Genomic DNA, 26,543 nt, shown 5'->3' with positions numbered 1-26,543 from the left:
AAAGCCGGATCCTTTGTGATTCGGCTTTTTTCATACCATTGATGAGTGGAGGTATTGGCTGTTTGGAATAGGTTAGAGGCAACAGATGGTTTTCCGTTATAATAGTACCCAGGCATACGGAGTAAAAACTTCATTCCTCGAGGTGACGAATTCATGATGGATACTGGCACTGGCAATTATCTCAAACCTTGGATTGTAAACCGGGCGGATCCTTATGTGCTTAAGCATACGGATGGCTTCTACTATTTTACCGCTTCGGTACCGGAGTATGACCGGCTTGTGCTGCGCAAAGCCGCTACGCTGGAGGAGCTTGCTCACGCAGAGGAAACCGTCATTTGGCGGAAGCATGAAACAGGCGAGATGGGCAGCCATATTTGGGCGCCCGAGCTGCATTCGATCGACGGCAAATGGTATATCTATTTCGCAGCGGGGACGGCAGAGGATCAATGGGCGATTCGACCGTATGCGCTGGAGTGCGGCGATGAAGATCCGATTACGGGCACATGGGTGGAAAAAGGCAAAATCGAGCTCGACTTCGAAAGCTTCTCCCTGGATGCGACAACGTTCCAGCATAACGGAGAACGCTATCTGATCTGGGCGCAATATAAAGAATCCGACAGCAATCTGTACATAGCCAAGCTGGCTAATCCCTGGACGATTATAGGTCCGCAAGTGTTAATCTCCACGCCGGAATACGACTGGGAGATTCAAGGCTACCGGGTGAATGAGGGACCGGCCGTCTTGCTGCGCCACGGGCGGATTTTCGTAGCTTATTCCGCTAGCGCGACCGATCACCGGTATTGCATGGGCTTATTGGAAGCTTCTTTGGAAGCGGATTTGCTCAACCCGGACAGCTGGATCAAGCATCCCGAGCCTGTGTTCGAGACCAACGAGGAAACGGAAAATTACGGACCGGGGCATAACAGCTTTACCGTAAGCGAGGACGGCTCGACCGATCTTATCGTGTATCATGCGAGGCCTTATAAAGAGCTTATCGGCAGTCCGCTCTCCGATCCTAACCGCCATGCCCGCATCCAAGCATTCACTTGGAAGGAAGACGGAACGCCTGACTTTGGGGTGCCGGGGAAATAATGCAAAAAAGACGTATGGGGGCGCCCGTACGTCTTTTTATTTTTAATGCGGACAAGAAACAAATCTCCCTTATCAACCGTCTCTATTTTCAACTAATCTGAATGAGTTAAGGGGAGGCAGATCGTGAACTGTTTAAGACTTACACTCATATTGCTTGGAGTACTGATTTTTACGGCTTGCAGCAACGTTATGGCGGAATCTCCAAAGAAAGCAGTTTACAAAGACGACCCTGTTCTAGCCTTCCAAAAAGAGGTTATACCCGTCCAGGAGGAAATCTATCATAGGTATTTTCCTGATGCAGCTGCTGAGGAGAGATTCTTTTCTCAAGCGGTAAGTTATTTCGATAACGATAATCTAAAGCTGGTCTATATGGTCTACCAGTTGGATTCCGCAGAAATAAAAGACTACTTTAAGGAGCTAAAAGTGAAGCTTGGCGATAAAGTGGCAATCAAACAAGCCAGATACAGTCCCAAATACCTTCAGGATACGGCTAATGAGGTTGCGGAGTTTGTCCATTTGATTTGCGAGAAAGGTCATTCGTTCACTGTAAGTTATAACCCGATAGATGAAGTTATCGATATTGAAATGTTGTTGACCTTGCAGCAAATTGCAGATTTATATAAGAAGTTTGACGCGGACATCTTGAGAATTACGAACAAGGAACCGGAGCCAGCGATTCCACTTTAGGGTTGCCAAAAGGCTCTCTCCGTTATTGACCGAGGATGGCAAACCGATCTGGAAGAGATGTGGCGTTTATTTTATAAGGTGTATCAAGAAATGATCACTGTTGCGGGAAGGAGCATCTATTCTTCTTTTGATCTGGATGAGAAGCTGCACATGCTTTATTATCTAAAAGCCGACATTGGCCATGACTATGAGGACTGGTACTCCGATTTATCCGAATAACCCTGCAACAATCCCCCTGCCGCAAGCAACAGGGGGATTGTATTTAACCTTTATAATCGATATTAATATCGTAGCTGTTCATCTCGATGGAGATTTCGCTTCTTGTCTCGAAGTTGATGCTCTTCAGCCAGGTTGTATCGAATTTATCCACGGTTTCCATCCGCAGCGTCTCATACTTTTTCTTCGCTTTATCGATCTCCTTGGCCAGCCAATACAAGTAAACAAAGCTGACGATAAAGACGGCGAGCAGGAAGATAAGGAAGGAACTGTTCATAATGCTCTCATACAAACTTGCAAAGCTGCCGTGAATGGTGCCGTTATTGCGGAAGTAGACAATGCCAAACATTAAAAAACAAAACAAGCATAGCAGTGCGCAAAAAGCGGCTCTTGATTTGTACGTTTCCCACTTTTTCTTACGGTCGATGAGTGTTTCGAATGTTTTTCTTGCATCGTTTGGTACGAGTTCACGCCAAGCCATGCCAGCCCCCTCCTTTCAAACTTACCTGTCCAATACATGTTATGCCTGTACGCATAAAGCAATGTCTGCCGGCAAACAACTAATAAGAAAAAATTGGATGCCGGAAGGAGCTTGCCCGATGATCACGCCGATTAAAGTAAGAGACGTGAAGGACATTGAACAAATCAACCATATCGTATCCCGTTACGACTTCGATATCTGGATTCACGGCAAAAGCGGGATGGCCGACGCCAAATCGATTCTTGGCTTGTTTGTCCTGAAGCTGAACGAGCCGTTAACGCTTGTCATCCCGGATGACGTGAACTACAAGAAGCTTTTCAAAGAGCTGGAGCCGTTTCTCGTCATTGGATAGTAAGACCGGTACACGCAGCCAGCGATGCTCAACAATTTAATACAACCCCATAAAGTTTGCTTTTACCCCCGTGCAATCCAAAATCGGGTCGTTTAGTATGGAGGTAGGCTTATACAGCCAAGCAGGATATAATGGTCGCATTGCAACATCGATCATGGGGAAGGGTTGAGCGGATGCTGCGTGTATTAATCGTAGATGACGAGTTCGAGATTCGCGAAGGTTTACGTAACCGCTTTCCGTGGAGCACGTACGGCATTGAAGAGGTGCTGGTCGCCGATGACGGCGATACGGCGCTGATGCTGGCGAAGGATGAACGTCCGGACCTCGTTGTAACGGATGTGAAAATGAACCGCATGTCCGGGCTGGAATTTTTAAACGCCTTGGAGCCGGTAAAGGATTATCATCCGGAAGCCGTTGTGGTGAGCGGTTACGATGATTTTGATCTGGTGAAGCAGGCGATGAAGACCGGAGCGATCGATTATATTCTTAAACCCATCAATATAAGCGAGCTGGAGCAAATTGTCCGCAAAGCGGTCGAGAATATTCAGCGGAAGCGGCTCGAGCAGCATAATGAGCAGCAGTTGATCAACCAGGTGAAGTTTGCGATTCCGAAAATGCGCGAAGAGCTGCTTCGGGAGATGGTGGAGCAGGAGCATGACCCGTATAAGGAAACAAGACGGCGTCACCGGCTGACCACGTTAAACATGGAATGGATGACTGTCGATCATATGACGGTTATGGTCATTGTCGCCGATGATCTGAAAGCCATTGAGAATCGGCGCGGCCAGGAGAAGGACCTGATTTTGTTCGGGATCGGCAATGTCGTGAATCAGACGCTGGAGGAGGATTATCCTTATCCTTACGCGATCTGCATGGACAGCTCGGGCAGATGGCTTGTTCTGTTAAGCTGCCTGCGTTCGGAGCAGGCTGAGCTGACCAGCGGAATCGCGCATCTGTGCATCAAGCGGATTAATGATTTTGTGAAGGTGAAGGCAAGCGTTGGACTCCGGACCAACCCATGCACCTTCGAGAATCTGCACGAGATGTATACGGAAGCGCTTAGCGTTCTGGAGCAGAAGGCCGTCTATGGAGGGAACCGCGTGTTTACGCTGCAAGGCGGTTTCGAAGAAAACGAGCATGCCGATCTAAAGCTGGCAGAGCCGGAAGAAGTGCTGGATCTGGTCAAGTTCGGATCCGACGAGGATATAACCGCGGCCATGGAACGGTTCGAATTAATGGTGCAGGCATGGCAGCTCACGCAGCTTCGGGATATTCAGCAGCATATTTTCGAATGGCTGTTCGAGATTGTCAGGAAAGCCGCCGCGGCCGGTATTCCGAATAAAAAATGGGGCAGCAATCCGATTGCGCTCTGGGAGCGGCTGGAGCAATACGATACGCTGCAGTCGCTCAGGGAGCAGGCCGAACGATGCTTGAAGGAAATCGCCGCCGATTTCCGGAGTCTCTCCGCTACGCCAAGCCAGATTATATCGGAGGCGGAGAAAATATTGCAGCGGGATTACGCGGAGAGCTTAACGCTGCAAAGCGTGGCAAGCGCCGTGCATGTTACTCCCGTATGGCTCAGCAAGCTGTTCAAGAAAGAGAAACGGCAGACGTTCCTTGAATATTTGACCGATATCCGGATCGAGAAGGCGAAGGAGATGCTTGGCGACATCCAGTACAAGGTGTACCAAATCTCTTATCAGGTGGGCTATAAAGACCCGGTTCATTTCTCGAAGCTGTTCAAGAAGCAGGTTGGCTGCACGCCCAAGGAATACCGCAGGCAGCGCGGCATTATAGACGAGTAACGCATAAAGGCAGTATCCAAGGTGAATAACGCTTTCCCTTTGGAACTGCCTTTTGCCGTATCTAGACAAGGCTTACAACTTGATGCCGACCGTTACGATTTTATAGCCTTCCACCGGAATGCTGCCGCCCTCCGGCTCGCTCGCGGCGTCTTCCATAATGTTGCTTAAGTAGGTTTCCGCCGCCGAATTCGGCTGAACGGCAAGTACTGCGGAATTACCCGACAGATTGTACCAGCGGGCCATCAGGTCGCCGCGCTCCTCGTTGATCTTCAGGCTGGAGAAGGCAAGGCCGTCTCCGTTCCAGGCGAGAAATTGCTCCGCGTGAGGAAGCTCGCCTTCTTGCAAGCATACGCCAACGGTCGTCAGCGGTACAGGGAAACGGTAGGCTTCTCGGTAGGCGTCAAAGCGCTCGCTCTCGCCGCCATAAGGGATGATCATCCATTCGGCAACATTAGAGCCAAGGCATTGCGCATCCGGAGTATGGAATACGCCCCAGTCGCCCAGCTCGCCAACGCAGCGGAGCAGCGTCAGCGCAATCGTATTCCGGCCATCCTGCAGGATTTCGTATTCGTTCAGGCCTTTGCCCGCAGCGGTCAGCCCTCTCGCTTTATCGTGAACGTCGATGAACGTCTGCAAATGCTGGCAGTTGCTTGGGTTCTCCCATACCGCGGACGGTGCCGTCTGGCGCTCGGCCACTTCAAAGATCGAATCGGCAAAATGCGTCGAGGCTATGGCATCGGAAGGCAAGAGTACCCGCAGCCGGTGATCTTTGGATCCGTTGTTGATTGTCGCATGGACGCGTACGCCCTTGCCGTTGCGGTCCAGGCTAAGCTTGGTGACGATAACGAGCGGGACCAGCTCGGCGGAGCGTCCGGCCTTCCGGTTGCGGAATTCCACCATCTCGCCGACCTCTCTGGCTAACCGTTCGTCAGCGCTTGCCGGGATGGCGAGCGAATGGATGATCTCGATGGACGCGCGGTACGGAGTATTCTCGATGATGTGAATAGCCGCTTTGAGGCCTTTGGTTGTAATAGCTTTATCGCCATTCGGCTGTTTGAAAATATATTCGTTGCCGATATCGCCCACGTCTTCATAGATGCCAAGCCCGCTGAAAATCTGGCCGCTGGTCTTGTGACAGACGGAATAGCTTCCGTCGTCTTCCACGGTCAGCCTCAGGTGGCGGTTCTCGATCACGCGGCCGCCGCGAAGGAGGGTTTTCGCTTCATCCGTACCAGCCTTTCCGCCAGCGGCACCGTCAAGGCTTGGAATCCAGGCGAACGTCTTATATCCGAGCTGAGGCAAGTTCACCGCTTCAAAGGTTAAACGAATGGCGCGGGCCATATAAGGCTGACGGAATTTATCGCTCGGCAGCTCGTAGCCGAAGCGTACGCCCAGATCTTCCGCGGAATGCGAAATCGCTGTGCCTTCTGTGTTGATGAGATAACCTTCGCCATGCGTACGCGCTTTTACCTCAGCGGCGATGGCTGCGGGATCCTCGCTTTGGTCGAAGAACCGGTGAGAGAATTCCAGCTCCAGCGTTACGACGGAGGAGCCTTCGTAGCCGCTTGTATGAAAGACGGCAAAAGGCACGGCTTCCGCGCTGTGCGCCGCGAACGAGGAGGTATCCATCTTGGAGGCGATGAACCGGACGCTTTCTTCCGTCAGCCGTTTGCCAACCTCCATGCTTTTGGCGAAACGCGTCTTCATCTCATCGTATACCTCATCCACGCTGCAGCCGCAGATGCTGTCATGCGGATGGTTCTGCATCAAGGTTTTCCAGGCATACTGCATCAGGCCGTGCGGATAAGGCTTGCCGAGCTGATGGGCCGCAGCGGCAAGAGGCTCGGCTACCTTTTCGAGCAGCGTCTGATTCTGCTGATTCAGCTGCTTGATATAGACGCGGGCGGAAGCGGTGTTCACGAGGGAGTACCAGCCGTCGGTCTGCTGGCCGCGGAGCTCGCCGCGCGTGACGCTAAGCGTAACCGGCCGCTCGCTCTCAACCGCCTGCACGTAATCGTCGAAGTTCGAATGAACAAACTCGTAATCCGGGAACAGCTCCCGTGCTACGCGAAGCGCTTCGGACAGATTGGTCTGCACCGGCTGATGGTCGCAGCCGTTCATCAGAAGCAAATGCCGGGTGGACGCGAACTGCTCGGCACGGGCGAGGCGATGCTCCCAATAAGGCTTTGCTTGATCCGGGTCAACCGGAATTTCCATGCCGTTGTTATACCAGTTGGCAAACAGGATACCCAGCACGGCTGAGCCGTCGGGCGACTGCCAGACCAGCTCGGAGAACGGAGATTCCAGTCCCGAGTCATCTACCCGGTTATTGAATCCGGTCGCTTTGACGCCCCTGCCAAATACAGCGGTGTCCATGCCGGCCTGCTTCAGAAGCTGCGCGGCCTGCCCCATATTGCCGAAGGAATCCGGGAAATAGCCAAGCTTCGAGATCGGCCCGAATTTCGCGGCGTCGCGGTGGCCGATCTGAAGATTGCGCACATTCGCTTCGCTGCTCGTCAGAAATTCGTCCTGCAGTATATACCAGGGGCCAAGAGAGAGCTTGCCTTCATCGCACAGCTTCTGGATTTGCTCCCGTTTCTCCGGGTACACCTGCAAATAATCGTCGAGAACAATCGTCTGCCCGTCGAGATAAAAGCTGCGAAAGTCCGGATCGGATTCGAAGGTCCGGAGCAGCGTATCCATCGTCTCGATCAGCTTGACGTGATGGGCTTCGTACGGCATATACCATTCCCGGTCCCAGTGGGTATGAGAGATGACATGAACAATGCGCTTGGAAGATGGCATGATGGTTCCTCTTTTCTCCTTTTCATGGAAGGTTAGTCATTACGGAACTAGTGTAAAGAATCGGGCATGCCGTCACAATGAGGGAAACGCAAACTTTTAGGGGGAATGTTAATGTTTTGAACTGGGAAGAAGGAATAGCAGAAGCGCATAGTGAATAAAGGGAGCTTTTCGTCCCTACAAGAAAGGCAGGTTAACCGTATGAGAAAAGTTTCGTTTCGGCTGGCGTCCTCCTTCCGCAATCGTATGATATTTATCTTCTTGCTTATTATCATTGTCCCGTTTCTGCTCTTCGCCTACTATTCCCATATCAAGTCGATTGAGGGGATATCCGAGACGAATACGAAGATGACCATGAGCTATCTTCTTCAGGCGAAGAAGAACTTCGAAATCTATTTAAATAATTTGAATGAACAGGTCAACGAGGTTATTGGCAATAAAAGCGTTCAAGACTTACTATACAAGGAGCCCGTTAACGAGCAGGATGAGGAATCGTTCGCGGTTAATATGCTGACGGCCCTGTATCACGCCACGCCGGTTATAGATGCGTTCCGGGTAAAGGTATATCCGATTAATCCAACGAAGTACCCTTCGTATATGCGGTCTATCGATGAATCCGTGCGGATTGGCGACCAATATTGGTTCCAGCGCTCCAAAGCAACGGTGGAGCCGACCTGGTATCTGACCATGCCGAAGCAGGGGAAATACGCAAAGCCTTTGCTCACTTACGTGAAACGGTTCTCCGGATTGTACGATTCCAAAGTGCGGGGACTTATCGCAACGGATCTTTCCGACGACTTTCTGGAGCGGTATTTCTCCCCCTCGGATCAGCTCAAGGATCAGAAGCTGCTGCTCGTGAACGACAAGGGCATTGTGCATTATGATTCGGCCGTCAATGAATGGACCGGTCAGCCGTTTCCTTCGGAGTCTTTCGTCAATTCTATGAAAAAAAGCGACGCCGGCTCGCAGTCCATCACCATCGGCGGACAAACCTACCTGGCAACCTACGTAGCGATGGCCAATCATCCGTGGACGATTGTCAGCTTGACTCCGCTGAAGGAGCTGACCGGCGCCATGAACGAGATTAACCGTGTCCTTATTATTTTTCTGATCGTGTATTTGCTGTGCTGCTTCAGCGTCGTTATTTATTTGACCGTAACCTATACGCAGCCGATTGCCCATCTTGTCCGCCTGATGCGCAAGCTGGAAGCGGATAATCTCCATTATTTATCGCCATGGTCCTCCCGCAAGGATGAGGTAGGCTGGCTGTTCCGGAGCGTTGGCAGCATGGTGCACCGGATAGACGGGCTTGTGAAGGAGGCCGCGCGTTCGGAGCGCAACAAGAAGGCGCTGGAATTCCAGGTACTCAGCCATCAGATCAATCCGCATTTTCTGTACAATACGCTGGAGTCGATCCGGTGGAAGGCGGAAAATCACGGCCGGAGCGACATAAGCGAAATGGTGTCGGCGCTTGGCAATCTGCTGCGTCTCAGCCTTAACCAAGGGAAAGAAATCACCACGCTGAAGCGGGAGTTTGATCAGGTGAAGGCGTACGTGGCGATCGAGCAGGCTAGAATGGGCAAAACCGTGCGGATCCTCTACGCCTGCGATGAGGAAACGATGGAGCTGCCGTTCCTTCGGCTGCTGCTGCAGCCCCTTGTAGAGAATGCGATCCAGCATAGCGTGCGGGATAACTTCGACAAAGGGAAGATCATGATTGCCGCAAGGCAAGAAGAGGGTGATATCGTTATGGATATCGCCGATAATGGGAAAGGCATTCCGCAGCATGTGCTCGACCAGCTGGAGCAGGCGGAGGAGCCGGCAGGCAGCAAGTTCTCGCCGTCGCGCCGGGGCGTAGGGCTGCGAAACGTGAACGACCGGCTGAAGCTGTATTTTGGCGAGGCTTATAAGCTGAAGATTGTGACGGGACCGGACATCGGGACAAAAATTACGTTAAAGCATCCTGTACTGAAAGAAGGCCAGGAGCTGGATTCGACCTTTGAGTGAATAAAAGGGGAGTACGGTTCCATGGCATGCTGCTATAAAAGGAGGAGTATCAATTGAATAACAGACGTTACGTTATTGGAAGTTTACTCCTGACGCTTGTATTGGTCCTTGGCGCATGCTCCGGCCGTACGCCAGAGTCTTCCGCCAAGACTCCGGAGCATGCTCCCGTTACGCTCAGGCTGCTTACCTGGGCGGATGACCGATACCGGCAGCTGTACGAGATGTTCCATGAGAAGTATCCCTGGATTACGATCGAACCGGTTAAGGTGGAAGCAAACGAGAAGGATATTACCGCGACAATCAAAGCGCTGCAGAAGGCCGGAACCCCGGCCGATCTGGCCTGGATCGACGGAGACCTGCTTGCCTACGAGCAGCAAGGACTATTGGAAAACCTCAAGCCCTATATGGATAAAGACACTTCCTTTCAAGACAAGGTGCTTCCGGACGGCTACTTCGATACGATGGATTTCCGCGGGCGCAGACTAGCCGTGCCGTTCGTGGATGTGCCGATGTGGATCGTCGTTAATAAGGATTTATTGGCCAAGCATGGGGTTGAGATGCCGCCAAACAGCTGGACCTTTGATGACTTCCGCTCTATCGCCAAGCAGGTGACCGATCCCGCGTTGGGCGAATACGGACTTACGACCAGCAATGAATTTGTCATGCGGCTGCTTCCGCTCAAGGCGGCAGCCGACGGGCATGCGCCGAACCTGGCCTATTTGAACGAGAGCATGACGCAAAGTCTGTTGAATACCCCGGCCGTTCTGGACGATATCCGTTGGCTGACCGAGTTTGTGACGGAAGACGGTTCGATGCTTTCCTGGTCCAAGGCCAAGGAACAGCATGATGTCGCGCGTAGTTTCCTGAACGGTAAAACCGCCTTCGAGGTCGGGGGGGATTGGCTGCTGCCGCGCTTGCAGAAGGAAGCGCAATTCAACTGGGATATCCTCCCGTTTCCGCGCGGGAAGCAGAACCAGTATTCCTTCCATATTTACGGCCCGCTGGCCATGCTCAGCGGTTCGCAGCATAAGGAGGAAGCCTACGAATGGATCAGCTTCCAGTTCGAGCTGGAAGCGCAGAAGTGGAAGATCGACGAAGGCGCCAACGCTTCCGTCATTGATCCGGAGCTGACCGATTATATCGACATGGCGCCAATCTGGCAGGGCCGCAATATCGAGGCCGTCAAGATGACCAAGGACAACGTCCTGGTCCTCCCGGGCGCTACCATTCCCGGCTTCTCGGAGTACAACTGGGTCAACATGATCAACGAGATTGTTTTCAACGGCTATGACATTAAGCATCTGATCCCCGAGACCGAGGCTTGGAATAAAAAAACGCTCCAACTGCGCGAGCAGTGGAAGCAGCAAGCCGTCAAATAAGCGAGAAGCCGTCCACTGAGGGCGGCTTTATTTTGTTTATGGACGGCTGTAAGCCCATTGACAACCCAACTACTTAGTGATACTTTATAGTTGTAGTAAGTGATACTGCATACCAGTCATACGGAATAGCGAGAGGTGATTGTGCTGGAAAACATAACGGAAATGCTTAAAGGAGTGCTCGAGGGCTGCGTCCTTGAAATTATAAGCCGCAATGAAACCTACGGCTATGAAATTACGAGGCAGCTAAACGCCCTCGGCTTTACGGATGTTGTAGAGGGAACGGTATATACGATTCTGATTCGGCTCGAGAAGAATAAGCTGGTGGAGATCACCAAGAAACCATCCGACATGGGACCGCCGCGAAAGTTTTTCGCAATCAACGATGCGGGGCGCGAGGAGCTGCAAAGGTTCTGGGCAAAGTGGGAGTTCGTATCCTCGAAAATTAACGAGTTAAAGGAGAGAGAGCAATGAATTTTTGGGAGAAAATCACCGGCAGCGACATGACTAAAGAATTCAAGGCTTTTGAATCGCGGGCCAATAAGCTGCCGGCAGATTATCAAACGGCATGGGAGAAAATCAAGGCCAATCTTTGGCCGCACGCAGATTTGACGGGCCGCAATCTGATGCCGATTCTGGACGGCGTGCTTGGACTGCTTGAAGAAGCGGCGGCGGACGGTCAGCGAGTCCACGAGGTGCTGGGGGACGATCTTAAGGGCTTCTGTTCAGCGCTGGCGGGCGAAGAAGGAGCAATAACGTTTCGAGACAAGTGGCGCCAGCAGCTCAACCATACGATTGCCAAAAAATTAGGCAAGTAGCTTAAGCTCATCGTGCCTATTAGGAGGGTAAACATGAGAATACAAGATATCATTCAAGGAAAAAAGGAGTGGCGAGCGCATGTGGCGCGGGTAAAAGCGCTTCCCCACGATTATCAGATCGTTTACAAAGAGATGCAAAAATATTTCTTTAAGGTTGGCCCTGTTGAGCTAACCGAGGGGACGGGGATGCTCTCCGGAATTGTCGATCTTTTTGAAGAGGGAGCGGCACGGGGAAAAGGCGCGCTCGAAGTGACGGGCAAGGACGTAGCGGCTTTCTGCGACGATTTGATTAAAGATTCAAAGACGTACGCTGATCTATATCAAGAATCCATCGACAAGAAGGGCAACAAGACCAAGAAATAAGACCTCTGCCCTTAGAGCATGCCTATCGAATAAGCGAGCGCCTTGAGGTACTTACCTCTCTTAGCCCTGCCTTAACACACAAAAGCCGTCCAATCAGGACGGCTTTTTGTGTTAAGGCAATCTTCAAAAATGACAACGCTTTCTTAAGAATGTTGGCTTTCGACGGCTTTGTCTGGAAGAGTAAACTGAGAACAAAGGAGGAGCAGATATGGAGTTGGATATTCGGGTAACGGGAAATACGGGAAAAACAGAACAACGATCGCAATTTTGGAAGCGGTTCAAAAAACAAAAAACGCTGCATCTGTTCGTCGGGCTCGGCATGATTTTTTTGTTGGTCTTCGCTTATACGCCGATGTTCGGCATTCTAATGGCCTTTAAGCAGTATTCCATCTCTACGGGGATTAAGGGCATTTTCACGAGCGATTGGGTGGGATTAAAGCATTTCAAGGAATTCGTGGGCGACTACCAATTCGGAACGATTGTCCGCAATACGCTGGCACTAAGTCTTCTAAAAGTCTTTTTCGCTTTTCCGGCTCCCATATTGCTGGCGATTCTATTAAGCGAAGTGAAAAATTTGAAATTTAAGCGGTTTGTCCAGACCATCAGCTATTTGCCCCATTTCATCTCGTGGGTCGTTGTTGCGGGGATTGCTTTCGCCTTCCTGTCAACCGATGTCGGGATGATTAATAAGGCGCTGCTAGGGTTGGGTTTGATAGACAAACCGATTGACGTATTAACGAATCCCAGCTACTTTTGGGGGTTTGCGACGGGAAGCGCCGTTTGGAAGGAAATGGGCTGGTGGACAATCATCTTCCTGGCCGCAATTGCCGGGATCAACCCGTCGCTGTACGAGGCCGCGCAGATCGACGGAGCTGGCCGTTTGGCCCGAATACGCCATATCACGTTCCCCGGAATGAAAGGAACGATTGTTGTCGTACTCATTCTGACCATCGGGAGCATTCTGGGCGGAGGGTTAGTCGGCTCCAACTTCGAGCAGGCGTTCCTGTTCGGCAACAGCATCAACAATCCGACTTCGGAGATCGTGCAAACCTACGCGTTTAAGGTTGGTTTAAGGGATGGAAGATTTTCCTATGCGGCTGCCATTGATTTGATTCAATCCGTCATTTCCGTCATTCTGATCTTCTCCAGCAATTTCATCGCCAAACGTTCTTCGGGCTCAAGTCTATTCTAGGAAAGGGGAGCGGGCATGCAGCTCAGCCAGAAACAAAAAGACCGCATCATGGATGCCTTGATTTATGCGTTATTAACCATTCTTACGTTATCGATGCTTTATCCGTTTTATTACGTTCTGATTCTTTCCTTTAATAAAGGAACCGATTCGCTTCTCGGAGGCGTTTATCTGTGGCCTAGAACCTTTACCGTTGAGAATTACGTCAGGTTTTTGGATGATCCCCACTGGTACCGCGCTTTTTTGGTCACGATTATGAGAACGCTTGCAGGAGCCGCCTTAGGCGTCTTATTTACCTGCTTGGTCGCTTACGGATTGTCGCACCGGGATCTGCTGTTTCGTAAAGGCTATTTCACGGTCATTATATTCGCGATGTACTTTTCCGGCGGCCTTATCCCGTATTACGTCGTGCTGCGCTCCGTTGGACTGTTGAACACGTTTGGGGTCTATGTGATTCCTTCCATGCTGAGTACGTTCTTCCTGTTGATAGCCATTTCGTTCTTTCAAGAGATTCCGGGCGAATTAAAGGAATCGGCTCATATGGACGGCGCCAGCGAGCTCGTTATTTTCTATCGGATCATTCTTCCCGTCTCGATGCCGCTCATTGCAACGATGTCGTTATTCCTGGGAGTTGGACAGTGGAACTCTTGGCTTGATTCCGCTTACTTCGTGCAATCGGAAGGTCTGCGGACGCTTGCCTTCCGGATGATGGAGGTCATCAACAAGAGCAACGCTCCGATGGACGCCATTGCCGTTGCGAACAGTGCCTCGGCGGGCGTTACCAGCTATTCGCTTCAGGTAGCGGCCATGGTGATCTCTATCGCGCCTATCGTATGCGTATATCCGTTTCTTCAAAGATTTTTTATTCAAGGCATTATGCTGGGTTCCGTGAAGGGCTGATTTTTAATTGGCATGATATTAAAGCGTTTGCTTTAATATAAACATCACTTGTTGGAGGGGTTACATTGAACAGATACAAAGGGAAGAAGGCTCTGCTCCTATCGCTCATCCTCATGATGACGATAACGTTAATGTCCGCATGCGGCGGAAACAACAACAACGACGGTCAGAAGAACAACGCAGTCGCCGCCGACTCTCCGGGGACAACCCCCGATTCGCCCGCAAAAAGCAACGAGGTGAAGGAGCTGTCCTTGTTTATCGATGCCTCCTGGTATCCGGTGAAGGAGTGGAAGGGGGCCGTTGCCGAGGAAATTACGAAAAAGACGGGAATTAAGCTGAACGTGACGGTCGCGACGGACGATAAGCAGCTTCCGCTGATGATCGCTTCCGGAGACCTTCCCGACTTGGTTTTCACTTATGCTAATATCGATCGGATGTCCGATTCAAAGCTTTCCTATCCCTGGAATGAACTGATCGAGAAATACGCGCCGGATTTTAAAATCGATCCGACAAGAATCGCGATACACACCATGGATGACGGCAACTTCTACACGGTGCGCAACTCCTTTGCCACTCAGGAGGAAATGGCGCAGAACAAATATTCGCTCGGAAGCGACGGCAACCCGGGTATCGCCGTGCGCGAGGATATTCTGAAAGAGCTTGGGAATCCCCCGATTGACACCATCGACAATTTTGTAAAGGTTTTGGGCATGGTTAAACAGAAATATCCGGACATGGTTCCTCTCATTATGGATAAGGATTGGATCGAGCAATACTTCCTGCAGCAGTTCGGCGTCGAGGGCCTTCTGGACGGCTGGTACGAGCGGGACGGAAAAGTGGACTATGCGATTAGACAACCCGAAATGCTGGAATTTTTCAAATTTATGAATCGTCTTTACCGCGAAGGCGATATTCTGGCCGAGAACTTCGCCTATACGAACGATCAAATCGACGATCAGTATGCGACAAGCGGGAAGGCGTTTGCGCATAGCCATACGGTCAGCGTAGCGGACATGGACAATATTAAGGTCAAAAACGCGGGCGGCTCGTATACGTTCCAGATGCTGCCTAGCGCCATTTCGAAAAATGCGAAAGCGGTCAGCTCGGGACTAGGCTTTGCAGGCACGTTTATCACGAAGAATAACAAGGACCCCGAAGCTTCGATCAAATTCCTTCAGTATCTGGCAAGCGACGAAGGAAAGAAATTGACCATGTTTGGCGTTGAAGGCGAGCATTGGACTTGGAATGAAGATGGTTATCCGAATTTGAAATACGATCCGTCCGATGCCGATTTCGTCAATACGAACGGAATTAAATGGTGGTACCTGTACAACGACGGCGTTACCGAAGGAATGCTGAGTTACGTGCCGGGGGCACAGAAGACGAAAGCGTTGATGGAGAAAAAAGCGTTCACGGTCTACAAGCCGGAGCTTGGTTTGATTCAATTGCAGCCGGATTCCGAAGAGAAGACGATTAAAACGAAGATTGACGAGATGATCAAGAACGAAAAGGTCAAAATTTACTTGGCGAAATCGGAAGAAGAGGCCGTTGCCAATTACGAGACCATGGTGAAAAATGCCGAGAAGATCGGTTTGAACCGCTTGGTGGATTGGGCAAACCAAACGTATCAGAAGAAGAAGGATTTGTTTAAAAAATAAGACCAAAGTCCGGCAGCAGCGCGATGCGTTGCCGCCGGACTTTGTATGCTATACCGCTGGTGGATTTGCTTTTGCGAAGGGAGGAAGCACAACGCTATGTTCATTTCGTTTCAACTGGACGAAGTCCGATTAACCGACGATGTTTTTGCTTCCAGGAGAGAACGTGCAAAAACATACCTGCGAGAGTTTGATCTGGAGCGTCTGATGCACACGTTCAAGATTAATGCGGGAATGGCATCCGCAGCGGAGCCGCTGGGCGGCTGGGAGGCGCCGGATTGCGGCTTGAGAGGACACTTCGTCGGACATTTTCTGTCCGCGTGCGCCAAATTCGCTTATGGCGATGGCGACGAAACGATGAAGACGATGGCGGGTGAAATTGTCGGCGTCATGCAGGCGTGCGCGCAGCCAAGCGGCTATTTGAGCGCCTTCGAGGAGGATAAGCTTGACGTACTGGAGCTCGAAGAGAACCGCAGCGTGTGGGCTCCCTACTATACCCTGCACAAAATTATGCAAGGCTTGATTGATTGCTATAAATATTTGCGTCATGCGCAAGCACTGGAGCTTGCGGTCAATCTTGCCCATTACATTCGGGGAAGATTCGAACGTCTTTCCCATTGGAAAATCGATGGCATTCTTCGCTGCACGAAAGTAAATCCCGTAAACGAGTTTGGCGGTTTGGGAGACTCCCTTTATACGTTATACGAGTTGACCGGAGATGCCAAGCTCCTCGGATTGGCCCGTATTTTTGACAGGGATTACTTGCTCGGGCCGCTTGCGGAAGGCCGGGATGTATTGGAGGACCTGCATGCCAACGCTCACCTTCCGATGATCATTGCAGCCATGCACCGCTACAAGATAGGAGAAGAGGATTCCTATAAAAAATCGGCACTCCGTTTCTACGATTTCTTGAAGGGGAGAACCTTCGCGAACGGAAACAACAGCTCCAAGGCGACGGCCTTTATCCGGGGCGGAGTATCGGAGAAAGCGGAGCATTGGGGCGGTTACGGTCGATTGGCGGATGCGCTGACCGGCGGGGAAAGCGAAAGCTGCTGCGCGCATAATACGGAAAAGATTGTGGAGCGCTTGCTGGAATGGTCCCCGGAGACCGGGTATTTGGACCATCTGGAATCCCTCAAGTATAACGCGGTCTTGAATAGCGCCAGCGCTAAAACGGGTCTTTCCCAATACCATCAGCCGCTCGGAACGAATGCGATGAAGAAATTCAGCGAACCGTATGATTCCTTCTGGTGCTGCACCGGGTCAGGGATCGAAGCCATGAGCGAACTGCAAAAAAACATCTGGTTCCGGAACGGAAACGCCATTCTTCTTAATGCTTTCGTTTCCTCGGAGGCAGCATGGAAGGATCGCAGAATCGTTATCCATCAGCGGACGAGTTTTCCGGACAGTCTGACTTCCACGTTGCATTTTGAAGCGGATGAGCCCGTGGAGCTTCGGATGATGTTCAAGGAGAAAGCTGTCAAGAACATAAGATTCAATGACGAAGTCATCCATCTCCAAAAGGAAGAAGGGTATATCGTAGTTGAACGCCTCTACCGTAATGGGGATCGGATCGACATTGAAATCGAAGCTTCCTTGAGGTTGATTCCGCTTCCGGGATCGGAAGCATCGGCAGCGCTCCTATACGGCAGCGTGCTCCTCGCCAGGGTTGATGATGACATGCCATTGACAGGAATATCCGATCGGAATCTAGAGGAGAAGCTGGCCGGCAGGATAAAGGATGGTAAGCTGGAGGTTATCGTCGAAGACGACGGGGGGACTCAAGCCAGATTTATCCCGCTGTTTAGAGTCGAGGACGAATCGTATTCCGTTTATATCGATTGGTCGGGTTTTGCGCTGCCTGAACGCGGCTTTTCCTTTGCGGCGGACGGAAGAGCGGCCTATGGAGGAAGCTAACGATCGGCCTGCAACCGATCGCTCCGGGGGAAATGCGACTCTAGCGGAATTCTTGAGTACGTGATACGTTAACGATATATGGATTCCTTATTGGAGGGAAATGCATCCGTGAGCATCATGCGCAAGATCGTGCTTGGTTACGTCATTATGATCTTTATCCCGGTTATCGCTTTCGGTTATCACTATTACACGCAAATCTACGGAAACTTGACCCAACAATTCGTAGAGAGCAGGCAAAAGATCCTCGAGCAGGCCTACGCCAATATGAAGACGGATTTCGCCAGGATTCAATCGGTTCACCGGGTGATGCAATACAATCCTTACCTGACCGATTATCTGGATGGCGTCTATGATTCCGACGCGGACAGCGTCTACGCATTGACACGGTATATTCTCCCGCTGTACACCCAATCCATGTTCGCCAATCCGGAGATCGAATCTATCGTGATCTATAAAATGAAGGACCGGGTGCTGCCCATAACCAATCTATTTCGGGACTGGTCCATGCTGGAGCCGCAAACAGAGGCCACCGTCGCGTCTCTGAAAGCCGGTCAGGGGATATGGCTGCGCGCCGATCCTCAAGTATCGGATCCGGACCTGATTTATTACCAGTACATCTACAATACGCAAATTACGGAGCGAATCGGTCTCCTTGAAATTCGGGTTAGCAATAGCTTAATCCGCAACTTTTATGCCGCTGCGGGCGTGGAGGGCAATTGGAAAGCCAATCTGCTTACCGGGCAAGGCGATTTGCTGAGGAACGAAGCGGCAGGATTGGACAATAAGACGCTGACTCTTCTGCAAGCGGAGAAGCGGAATTTTTTTATCAACCGCAATATGATTGTCAATCAGCTAAAGCTTGAGCCCCTGGGCGTTCGCGTAATCATCACCGGTCAGGTGGGAGACGTATTCCGTTCCGTGAAGCAGAAAGAGGCCGTATTGGTGACGATCATCGTGCTGCTGCTCATCGCCTTATCCATCGCCTATTATTTGCTGGCTTCTACGATTACGAAACGAATTCTCCGCTTGGCCCGGCATATGCGCACTCTGAGCGACAATAACCTAAGGCAGCTGTCGATCCAAAGCGGCAGGTTTGAAAAGGACGAGATCGGCTTCCTGATCGTTACCTACAACTCCATGGTTAGGAGAATGGACGAGCTCATTAATAATGTCCACCGGGCCGAGCTTCGCAACAAAGAAGCGGCATACCAGGTGCTGCAAGCGCAGATCAAGCCTCATTTTCTATACAACACGCTGGAAACGATCCGAATGGTCGCGGAAGCCAATAACGACAAGGAGGTTGCCGATATATCCTTCTGGTTCGGGAAGCTGATGCGGTACAGCTTGTCGTCCGCGCAGCAGGAAACGGTTCTCGCGAAGGAAATCGAGATGGTTGCCTTTTACATGAACATCCACAAAATGAGGCTTCAAAGCAGGCTGACCTACGAGATTGACGTTCAGCTCGAGGCCGACAGGCTGTCCTGTCCGCGCTTTCTCCTGCAGCCTCTTATTGAAAACAGCATCGTGCATGGGGCTTCCGCCGTTCTGCGTCCCGTCCATATCCGGCTGCAAGCAACGGAAACGGAATCGGAGGTCACGATCGAAGTCTCCGACAACGGAAACGGGATTCCGCCCGAGAGGCTTCTCGAGCTGCGTGAACGGCTGACCAGGCACGATGAATTCCGAAAATCGGATGAACCGGCCGGCGTAGGCTTAAAAAATGTCAACGAAAGAGTCAAGGGTTATTTCGGCGGAGATTCCCGATTGGAAATCCTCAGCGAGCCGGGTCAAGGAACCTGCTTGCGCATTATCATTGAGAAAAGGACGGCGGTGGACGATGAAGATCTTGATCGTAGACGACGAACCTTTGATTCTGAAAGGGTTAGTTAAAATCGTAGAAGAGGTCGCGCCGGCAGGGTCCGACATTTGCTCGGCCTTTAACGCATTGGAAGCGCTGGAAACCATGAAGCGCTTTATGCCCGATGTGACCGTAACCGATATTAACATGCCGGAGAAGAACGGTTTCGAATTGATTCGGGACGCCAGGCACGCGGGATTATGCGACCGATTCATTATCCTGACCGGATACGACGAGTTCGAATACGTCCGCCAGGCTCTTCGCTCGGGTGTTGTGGATTATTTGCTGAAGCCCTTGGACAAGAAGGAAATCGCCGTTCTGCTGAGCCGCGTTAAGGAAGAGCTGCCCGCCGCATCGGATTCGGAATACAGCCGGCACGCCGAACGCATTCTGGCCTATTTGCAGTTGAATTACATGAAGGATTTGTCTCTTGATCACCTGGCGGAACGAATGAGTCTGCATCCGAATTATATCAGCAGCCTGTTCAAGAAGGAGACGGGGGATACCTTTGTTAATTACTTGAATTCGCTGCGGATCCGGGAGGCGCAAAAACTATTGAAAACGCAGCCGCATCTGACGGTTTGCGCCATCAGTCAGCAGGTCGGCTTCGACACCAAGCATTACTTTGCGAAGGTGTTCAAAAAGTACGCGGGCACGACTCCCGGCGCTTATCGCGGAATTCAGGAAGAAGACGAAACGATTCCATCAATTAACGGAAGGGATTGAACGCAAATGCTGGAGAACAATCGCGAATACGAGGATACGCTGCTTTATCACACTCCTGCCGGGAAATGGGAAGAAGCCTTGCCGATCGGCAACGGACGCCTGGGAGCCATGATATTTGGTGATCCGCAAGCGGAACGCATGCAATTAAACGAGGATTCCTTATGGTACGGGGGCCCTAGAGATCGGCATAATCCGGATGCCCTGCCGAATTTGGCCGAAATTCGCAAGCTTATATTCGAGGGAAAGCTGCGGGAGGCCGAGCGTCTGGCCTCGATGGCCCTGACGGCCATTCCCGAGACCCAGCGTCATTATGTTCCGCTGGGCGATCTGTTCCTGCAATTCGAGCACGCCGGCGAAATTGAGAATTACGAAAGACGGCTTGATTTATCCGAGGCCATTGCTCGCGTTTCCTATAGGGCGGGAGAAACCCATTTCGTCCGCGAAATTTTCGCGAGCTATCCGGACAGAGCCATCGTGATTAGGCTTAAGGCGGATGTTCCCGGCCAGATTTCGTTTACCGCCAGAATGGGACGCGAACGGTTCCGCTATGTAGACCAGATTCGGGCCGAGGACGGTAAGATCGTCATGAGCGGGAACAGCGGCGGAGGCGTCCGGTATTGCGGGGTCCTTGCATGCAGGCCCGAGGGGGGGAGCATGCGCACGATTGGCGAGCACCTGGTCGTCTCGAATGCCGACGCCGTTCTTCTGGTCGTGACCGCGTCGACCGATTTCCGCGAAGCCGACCCCGAAGCTGCTGCGATTGGAGACGCCTTACGCGTTGCCGCAAGCGCTTATGCGCAATTGCGGGCTTCGCATGTCTCGGATTACCGCATACTGTACGATCGGGCAAGCCTCTCGTTAGGCGCCGAATCCGGCTTGAAGGCCAGGACGGAGGATACCTCTGAACGTCTCGCTAACGTTAAGGCCGGTCGCGAGGATCACGGTCTTACTGCTTTATATTTTCATTATGGCCGGTACCTTCTGATCGCCTCGAGCAGGCCCGGATCGCTGCCCGCTAATTTGCAAGGGATATGGAACAAAGATATGCTTCCCGCCTGGGACAGCAAATTCACAATCAATATCAATACCCAGATGAATTATTGGCCGGCAGAGAGCTGCCATTTGGCGGAGTGTCACTTGCCGCTCTTCGACCTGATCGAGCGCATGATTCCCAACGGCCGTCATACTGCCCGGACCATGTATGACTGCCGCGGAAGCGCCGCTCATCACAACACGGACATTTGGGCGGACACGGCTCCTCAGGATTTGTGGCCTTCGTCGACCTATTGGCCCCTTGGTCTCGCTTGGCTGTCCCTTCATCTTTGGGAGCATTACCGATACGGGGAAGACAAAGCGTTCCTGGGGCGCGCTTACCCGATGATGAAGGAGGCGGCGGTCTTCCTGCTTGATTATCTGGTCGAGCTTCCCGGCGGGGAATGGGTCACCTGCCCTTCCGTCTCTCCCGAGAATACCTATCGTCTGCCGAATGGGGAGACGGGTGTGCTGTGCTACGGGCCGTCCATGGACAGCCAAATCGCGCGCGAGCTGTTCCAGGCTTGTACAGCCGCGGGAGAGCTGCTCGGATCGGATGACAAAGACTTTCTGGAGGAGCTGAAGCAGGCCATTAGCAAGCTTCCTCCATCCCGTATCGGACGTCACGGCCAATTGCAGGAATGGTACGAGGATTACGAGGAGGTGGAGCTTGGGCATCGCCACATCTCGCATCTGTTCGCCCTGCACCCTGGAACCCAAATTACGCCGGATCATACGCCGGAACTTAGCGATGCCGCTCGCCGAACGCTGGAGCGCCGCTTGGAGAACGGGGGAGGGCATACCGGCTGGAGCCGGGCCTGGATCGTCAATTTCTGGGCAAGACTGCGAGACGCGGAAGAGGCGTATAGCAACGTAACCGCGTTATTGTCCCACTCTACGCTGCCGAATTTACTGGATAACCATCCGCCGTTTCAGATCGACGGCAATTTCGGCGGAACGGCAGGCATTGCGGAAATGCTACTGCAGAGCCACGAGGATTGCATGCATTTGCTGCCCGCCCTTCCAAAGGCATGGCCGGACGGCGAAGTCCGGGGACTGAGGGCCCGCGGCGGCGTGACGGTGGATATCGTTTGGAGAAAAGGGGTCATTCATCAGGCAATCCTAACGCCCGATCGTAAAGGGACTTACCACGTGCGCTGCGATCATCCCGTGCGTTTGTCGGAAGAAAGGTTAGCCTTTGAACCGGAGAAGCCGGGTGGCCATTTGTTGTCGGTTGACGGGGAAGCAGGAATTGCAATCGTCATCCATGCTATACCCAAGGATAGTAACTGATCTTCATATCACTTCTTTTCAGCGGTAAGACTCCCTCCTATAATGAAAGCAGGTTTTGCCTATGATCAAAGATGGCAGAATCGAATTCCCTGCGAAGAGGTGCAGTCTTGCTGTTGGTCAAACGAATCCTAACATTAGCGATCCCGTCTATCGCCACCTTCTCCTCCATGACTTTTACCGGATTGCTGGTGTTAATGATCGTCGGAAATCTTGGTGCGGCGTCCATTGCGGTTGTCGGCATTACGAACATTATCATTTACAATCTATGGGCCTTATTCTCCGGCGTGCAGGGAGCGATTAACTTTCTCGTCGCCCAAAACTATGGCTCCGGCAATATCCGGCAGGGAAACCAACGGATGCAGATTGCGCTGATCATTACGGCCGTACAGGGAATTACCCTGCTTATAGGCAGCTTCCTGCTTCCTTACGGTATTCTCTACCTGATGGGCTCGAACGAGACCATCCTCACCCTTGGCTCACCTTACTTGCTGGTGAGAATGATTGCGCTAATCTTTACGATGTTTAATACCGTATTCTTTGCTTATATGCGGGCGGTCGGGGATACGCGTACGCCAATGACGCTCTCGCTCATCAATAGCGGGCTGGTCGTAAGCTTGACCTATGTCCTTGCCTATGGAAAGTTCGGTTTTCCGGAGCTTGGGCTTCAAGGAGCGGCGTGGAGCATGGTAGCTGCGGAAGCGGTAACCTTTTTGCTAAGTTTAATCGTCTATTACGGTTTCATGAGCATCCCGTACGCAACAAGGGGCTGGATACGCATCGAGGCGCAACAGGTGCGCCTGCTGTTGTTCGAGAGCGTTAAGCTTGGCATAACGGAGCTGTCCAACAGCGTTGGGATGCTTGTGTTTACCGCATGCATTACAAGGCTTGGCACAACCGCTATCGCCGCCAATGAAATCGCGCTTAACATCTTGTCCTTCGGGTTTATGCCTTCGAATGGCTTCGGCGCTGCGGCTACGATCGGGATTGGACAGGAAGTGGGCAAGGGCAACAGCGCTGCTGCCCGAAGATTCGGGATTGTGACGGTTTATCTGGGCCTTATCTTTATGGCGTTGATCTCGGTCGTCTTTTTCTTGTTCGCATTGCCGATCGCCAAGCTGTATACCTCGGAGACGGCGGTGTACGAAACGGCGATTTCGCTTATCCATCTAACCGCTTGCGTTCAGCTGTTCACAGGAGCAAACATTATTTTCGGCGGCGGACTTCGAGGCATAGGGGACACGACGTTCTTGTCACGGACGGCGCTTATCTTAAACTGGCTGTTATTCATCCCGCTAACGATTCTGTTGACCAGAGTGCTCGATTGGGGGCAGACCGGCGCTTGGTCCGCGCTATGTTTGCTAATCGTGCTTTCGGCGGTTGCCAACGGGTGGCGCTATCTGACGCTCGACTGGTCCCGAGTAAAAGCGACGACAGGCAAAATACCAGCAGCATCAGCTGCCGGACATATGTAAAAATGAGCAAACAGCCGGTTATCTCGACCGGCTGTTTGTTCGTGCAATTTAAGTAATTAGTTGCAGCAACCCACGGCCCAGCCACCAAAGAATAACGACATAATATTCCCGATTAGAATCTTAATATTAACAAGCTTTTTTCACATGTACGTATTTTCTTGTCGTTTGTTTCAAGCTGAAAAGAGTAGCAGAGGTCGGGAATAGTGTGGCCCTCTCCGTTACACACGCACGCCCAATTGTATGACTATTTCGGCTTTGCGATCCCATGGATAATGATATTCCATACAGTATTGAAATTGTCATCAATCGAACTAGATGTCCAATCCTGAACATGAGCGGGATGATGAAACCGCGCGGTGGCTAAAATAATTCCCTACGCCACCATCTCGGGGAAAGATGCAGCAGATCAGAGTTTAATCCAAACATGAAGGATCTTGGTCAGTCAGATATGGTAAAATGGAGAATAAAAGCTAAGGTAAATCCTCAATGAACATTGTAAAAGAAATTAAAGCTCAAGGTCCTTATATCCGTTTTGAATTAGGACTCGAAAGTTTGACGGAAGAGGCGTACCGGAACGAAAGCCTTCGTCGCGCGAGTGCTATATATCGTTCAATCTTCGATCCCGAAGACGATGTGATTTTTATGCATAGGACCAGCTTTGGAATAAATGAAAAACGGAAAAGTAAGATACGATTAAAGCGTTTTTTCCTAACGCGGTTGAATAACACGACATCGAGCACTTTACCATATGAGTTTGATGAGTCTGATGTCGATTTCTACACTAAAGAATGGACCGTTGAAGTTAAAGCGAAAGAAATCAGAAAGTCGTATTTAATTGAATCCATTGAGAATGCCGACTTCATGCGCAAACCGAGCGCCGACGGTGGGATTTACCTGTATAACAAAACAAAAGGCATCTTGTTTCACATGTATGACGATCGTGGCTGCGATGTCTTTAGTTCGCAAATAGGTGCCCTGTTGCCTCTATACCATCTACACCGAAAATGGATCTTGGATTTTAACCGATACGAAATTGACAATCTTTTTGGTGAAGGACTCGCGGGTATCATCGAAACGGATGAAGAACTTAAGACTCGAATGGAACATAACAACAAGAAAATTACTAATTCCGGAATCAATCTAAGGCGAGTTAACACCTGTCACATAACACATCATTTTGAGATTCCGTTCGTATACGCTAAAGAATTTGAAAAAGAGATCGGGTTCACGTCATTCTCGATTAAGCAGATTTCAAAATTGGATGACCGGGTCAGGTTTATAGCTACTAAAACACAAGCTTTAGCACTAATCGGTTACCAAACGCACCTCATGAGTATGTACGGTAAAAAATATGGTGCTTATGAAGGTTGGAGCTTTGAAAGAACAGTTTGATTAGGGTGGCAGGTCTAGAAAATAACCTTACAAGAATATATTTCGCTAACGCAAATGATTAAGCCAGGGTAACTATAGTTCAATCAATAAAGCAGCAGCACATCTACCGGTCTGGTGCAGCTTTTGTTGAGTAAAGGGAGGATACTTTAATCACATCACGAATAAGTGTTAGAATTAGCGAGTTTTAAAAGAGGCGAAGATATTGCCCGAATTCGATCATTCAAGAATTAAAGGTATAACTACGAGTGGACTCCGTTACATGGATGATCAAGATAAAGAGGTCTTTATCGACTTTTTTGAATGTAAAAATAACTGTCAATTATGCAAATGAATCACATTCGTTTGCAGGAAACCATCGAAGTGTTGAATCAACTAATGATGTGATTTTTGTGGTCAAGGAGCGGACTGGACAGAACCAGTTTCCGATATTGATGAAAATGGTAAAGATATTGAGCTACGTTCCTGTTTAATGTGTTCGTTTGACGGAACAGGTAATGCAAGTAGGGAAGAGATTCAAGAAGTTATGAATCAGATGAAGAAAAACAAATAAACCAAGATAGCGATACTTCGGCAGTGTGCTACGAGGAATGATCATTCAGTAAAAAGGATGAGTTGGAAAGGAACGATTTTATTGGTTAAAGTACTCGTCAGTTTAGATCAATTAGTCAGCGAGATTGAGATTGGGATTGAGGATACGTTTACTTATATAGATGTAACAACAGGTGAAGTGATTACGTTAACTAGAGAAGAAATTCGAGCTGCTGAAGATGAACAGCCGCTTGAAAATTTCCCTGAATGGCAAAGAGAGAACATTCAAAGGGCAATTTGCATACTCGAGGATGAACAGGAAAAATATGCTGATTTCACGTTAAAAAACGACTACAACGAATATGAACTCATAGAAGAGTTCATTTCGACTCTTGAAGATGAAGAGATGAATGAAGCGCTAAATACCGCAATTATTGGGAAAGGTGCATTTCGCAGATTTAAAGATAAAATAATACAATTTGGCATAGATAAGCAATGGTATACCTACAAGGAAAACAAGATAAAGGAATTGGTGATTGAATGGTGCATCGAACATGACATTGAATTCCAAAAATAATAAAC

General features: G+C 50.6%; 23 protein-coding genes. 20 read left to right on the top strand and 3 right to left on the bottom strand.

Annotation, left to right across the window (positions count from 1 at the left end; all coding sequences use genetic code 11):
- Positions 1–153 precede the first annotated feature (153 nt).
- The 3 genes from FHT67_RS27445 to FHT67_RS30435 all read left to right on the top strand — a co-directional run bounded on the left by FHT67_RS27445 (position 154) and on the right by FHT67_RS30435 (position 1,998).
- Positions 154–1,092: a glycoside hydrolase family 43 protein gene (locus FHT67_RS27445; RefSeq protein WP_132313064.1), complete on the top strand. Its 939-nt coding sequence runs from the start codon at positions 154–156 to the stop codon at positions 1,090–1,092.
- A gap of 123 nt (positions 1,093–1,215) precedes the next feature.
- Entirely contained in the window at positions 1,216–1,779 is a 564-nt protein-coding gene (locus FHT67_RS27440) for a hypothetical protein (protein ID WP_132313062.1), read from the top strand.
- A 90-nt stretch (positions 1,780–1,869) separates the two neighbouring features.
- A complete protein-coding gene (locus FHT67_RS30435; protein ID WP_279513619.1) occupies positions 1,870–1,998 on the top strand; it encodes a hypothetical protein in 129 nt (42 codons plus the stop codon).
- A 43-nt stretch (positions 1,999–2,041) separates the two neighbouring features.
- Here FHT67_RS30435 and FHT67_RS27435 read toward each other — a convergent pair whose 3' ends face one another.
- Entirely contained in the window at positions 2,042–2,476 is a 435-nt protein-coding gene (locus FHT67_RS27435; protein ID WP_132313060.1) for a DUF2663 family protein, read from the bottom strand.
- 118 nt (positions 2,477–2,594) lie between these two features.
- On the opposite strand from FHT67_RS27435, the gene FHT67_RS27430 reads away from it, so the two are divergent.
- Together FHT67_RS27430 and FHT67_RS27425 are read left to right on the top strand one after the other, a co-directional pair.
- The gene (locus FHT67_RS27430) at positions 2,595–2,828 is read left to right on the top strand and encodes an HPr family phosphocarrier protein (protein ID WP_015842777.1); all 234 of its coding nucleotides are present in this window, start codon (positions 2,595–2,597) and stop codon (positions 2,826–2,828) included.
- 173 nt (positions 2,829–3,001) lie between these two features.
- Entirely contained in the window at positions 3,002–4,633 is a 1,632-nt protein-coding gene (locus FHT67_RS27425; RefSeq protein WP_132313058.1) for a response regulator, read from the top strand.
- Between the two features lie 72 nt (positions 4,634–4,705).
- On the opposite strand, the gene FHT67_RS27420 is transcribed toward FHT67_RS27425, so the two are convergent.
- Complete coding sequence (locus FHT67_RS27420; protein WP_132313056.1) at positions 4,706–7,438, bottom strand: alpha-mannosidase; 2,733 nt, start codon at positions 7,436–7,438, stop codon at positions 4,706–4,708.
- Between the two features lie 198 nt (positions 7,439–7,636).
- On the opposite strand from FHT67_RS27420, the gene FHT67_RS27415 reads away from it, so the two are divergent.
- The 13 genes from FHT67_RS27415 (at position 7,637) to FHT67_RS27355 (ending at position 24,041) form a co-directional block, all read left to right on the top strand.
- Entirely contained in the window at positions 7,637–9,442 is a 1,806-nt protein-coding gene (locus FHT67_RS27415) for a sensor histidine kinase (RefSeq protein WP_167201990.1), read from the top strand.
- Between the two features lie 53 nt (positions 9,443–9,495).
- Positions 9,496–10,821, top strand: coding sequence for an ABC transporter substrate-binding protein (locus FHT67_RS27410; protein WP_132313052.1), 1,326 nt, complete (start codon positions 9,496–9,498; stop codon positions 10,819–10,821).
- Positions 10,822–10,983: 162 nt separating this feature from the next.
- Entirely contained in the window at positions 10,984–11,292 is a 309-nt protein-coding gene (locus tag FHT67_RS27405) for a PadR family transcriptional regulator (RefSeq protein ID WP_279591610.1), read from the top strand.
- On the top strand, positions 11,289–11,636 hold the full coding sequence (locus FHT67_RS27400; protein ID WP_167201988.1) for a DUF1048 domain-containing protein: 348 nt from the start codon (positions 11,289–11,291) through the stop codon (positions 11,634–11,636). Before FHT67_RS27405 ends, FHT67_RS27400 begins: the two co-directional genes overlap by 4 nt.
- Positions 11,637–11,669: 33 nt before the next feature.
- Positions 11,670–11,999 carry a DUF1048 domain-containing protein gene (locus tag FHT67_RS27395; RefSeq protein ID WP_167201987.1) on the top strand — a complete coding sequence of 110 codons (330 nt, stop codon included), beginning with the start codon at positions 11,670–11,672 and terminating at the stop codon, positions 11,997–11,999.
- A gap of 208 nt (positions 12,000–12,207) precedes the next feature.
- On the top strand, positions 12,208–13,191 hold the full coding sequence (locus FHT67_RS27390; RefSeq protein ID WP_167201986.1) for an ABC transporter permease: 984 nt from the start codon (positions 12,208–12,210) through the stop codon (positions 13,189–13,191).
- Between the two features lie 15 nt (positions 13,192–13,206).
- Complete coding sequence (locus FHT67_RS27385) at positions 13,207–14,088, top strand: carbohydrate ABC transporter permease (protein WP_167201985.1); 882 nt, start codon at positions 13,207–13,209, stop codon at positions 14,086–14,088.
- Positions 14,089–14,153: 65 nt separating this feature from the next.
- A complete protein-coding gene (locus FHT67_RS27380; protein WP_167201984.1) occupies positions 14,154–15,746 on the top strand; it encodes an extracellular solute-binding protein in 1,593 nt (530 codons plus the stop codon).
- 96 nt (positions 15,747–15,842) lie between these two features.
- Positions 15,843–17,660: a beta-L-arabinofuranosidase domain-containing protein gene (locus FHT67_RS27375; protein ID WP_167201983.1), complete on the top strand. Its 1,818-nt coding sequence runs from the start codon at positions 15,843–15,845 to the stop codon at positions 17,658–17,660.
- A gap of 117 nt (positions 17,661–17,777) precedes the next feature.
- The gene (locus tag FHT67_RS27370) at positions 17,778–19,550 is read left to right on the top strand and encodes a sensor histidine kinase (RefSeq protein ID WP_243711826.1); all 1,773 of its coding nucleotides are present in this window, start codon (positions 17,778–17,780) and stop codon (positions 19,548–19,550) included.
- Positions 19,498–20,244, top strand: a complete 747-nt coding sequence (locus tag FHT67_RS27365; protein ID WP_132313034.1) for a response regulator transcription factor — start codon at positions 19,498–19,500, stop codon at positions 20,242–20,244. Before FHT67_RS27370 ends, FHT67_RS27365 begins: the two co-directional genes overlap by 53 nt.
- Before the next feature lie 6 nt (positions 20,245–20,250).
- Positions 20,251–22,569: a glycoside hydrolase family 95 protein gene (locus tag FHT67_RS27360; RefSeq protein WP_167201982.1), complete on the top strand. Its 2,319-nt coding sequence runs from the start codon at positions 20,251–20,253 to the stop codon at positions 22,567–22,569.
- Positions 22,570–22,640: 71 nt separating this feature from the next.
- Positions 22,641–24,041 carry an MATE family efflux transporter gene (locus FHT67_RS27355; RefSeq protein ID WP_243867528.1) on the top strand — a complete coding sequence of 467 codons (1,401 nt, stop codon included), beginning with the start codon at positions 22,641–22,643 and terminating at the stop codon, positions 24,039–24,041.
- Between the two features lie 244 nt (positions 24,042–24,285).
- Here FHT67_RS27355 and FHT67_RS30725 read toward each other — a convergent pair whose 3' ends face one another.
- Positions 24,286–24,408 (bottom strand): hypothetical protein, encoded by a 123-nt coding sequence (locus FHT67_RS30725; protein WP_481856098.1) that lies wholly within the window; start codon positions 24,406–24,408, stop codon positions 24,286–24,288.
- Between the two features lie 119 nt (positions 24,409–24,527).
- Between FHT67_RS30725 and FHT67_RS27345 the strand changes: the two genes are divergently transcribed.
- The gene (locus FHT67_RS27345; protein WP_167201980.1) at positions 24,528–25,433 is read left to right on the top strand and encodes a DUF3885 domain-containing protein; all 906 of its coding nucleotides are present in this window, start codon (positions 24,528–24,530) and stop codon (positions 25,431–25,433) included.
- Between the two features lie 607 nt (positions 25,434–26,040).
- Complete coding sequence (locus FHT67_RS27340; RefSeq protein ID WP_243867526.1) at positions 26,041–26,538, top strand: UPF0158 family protein; 498 nt, start codon at positions 26,041–26,043, stop codon at positions 26,536–26,538.
- Positions 26,539–26,543 lie beyond the last annotated feature (5 nt).

The organism is Paenibacillus sp. BK720, from assembly GCF_011761545.1.
Taxonomy (GTDB): Bacteria; Bacillota; Bacilli; order Paenibacillales; family Paenibacillaceae; genus Pristimantibacillus.
Note: the sequence above shows the minus strand (reverse complement) of the source record. Positions and strands in the feature narration are given on the sequence as shown.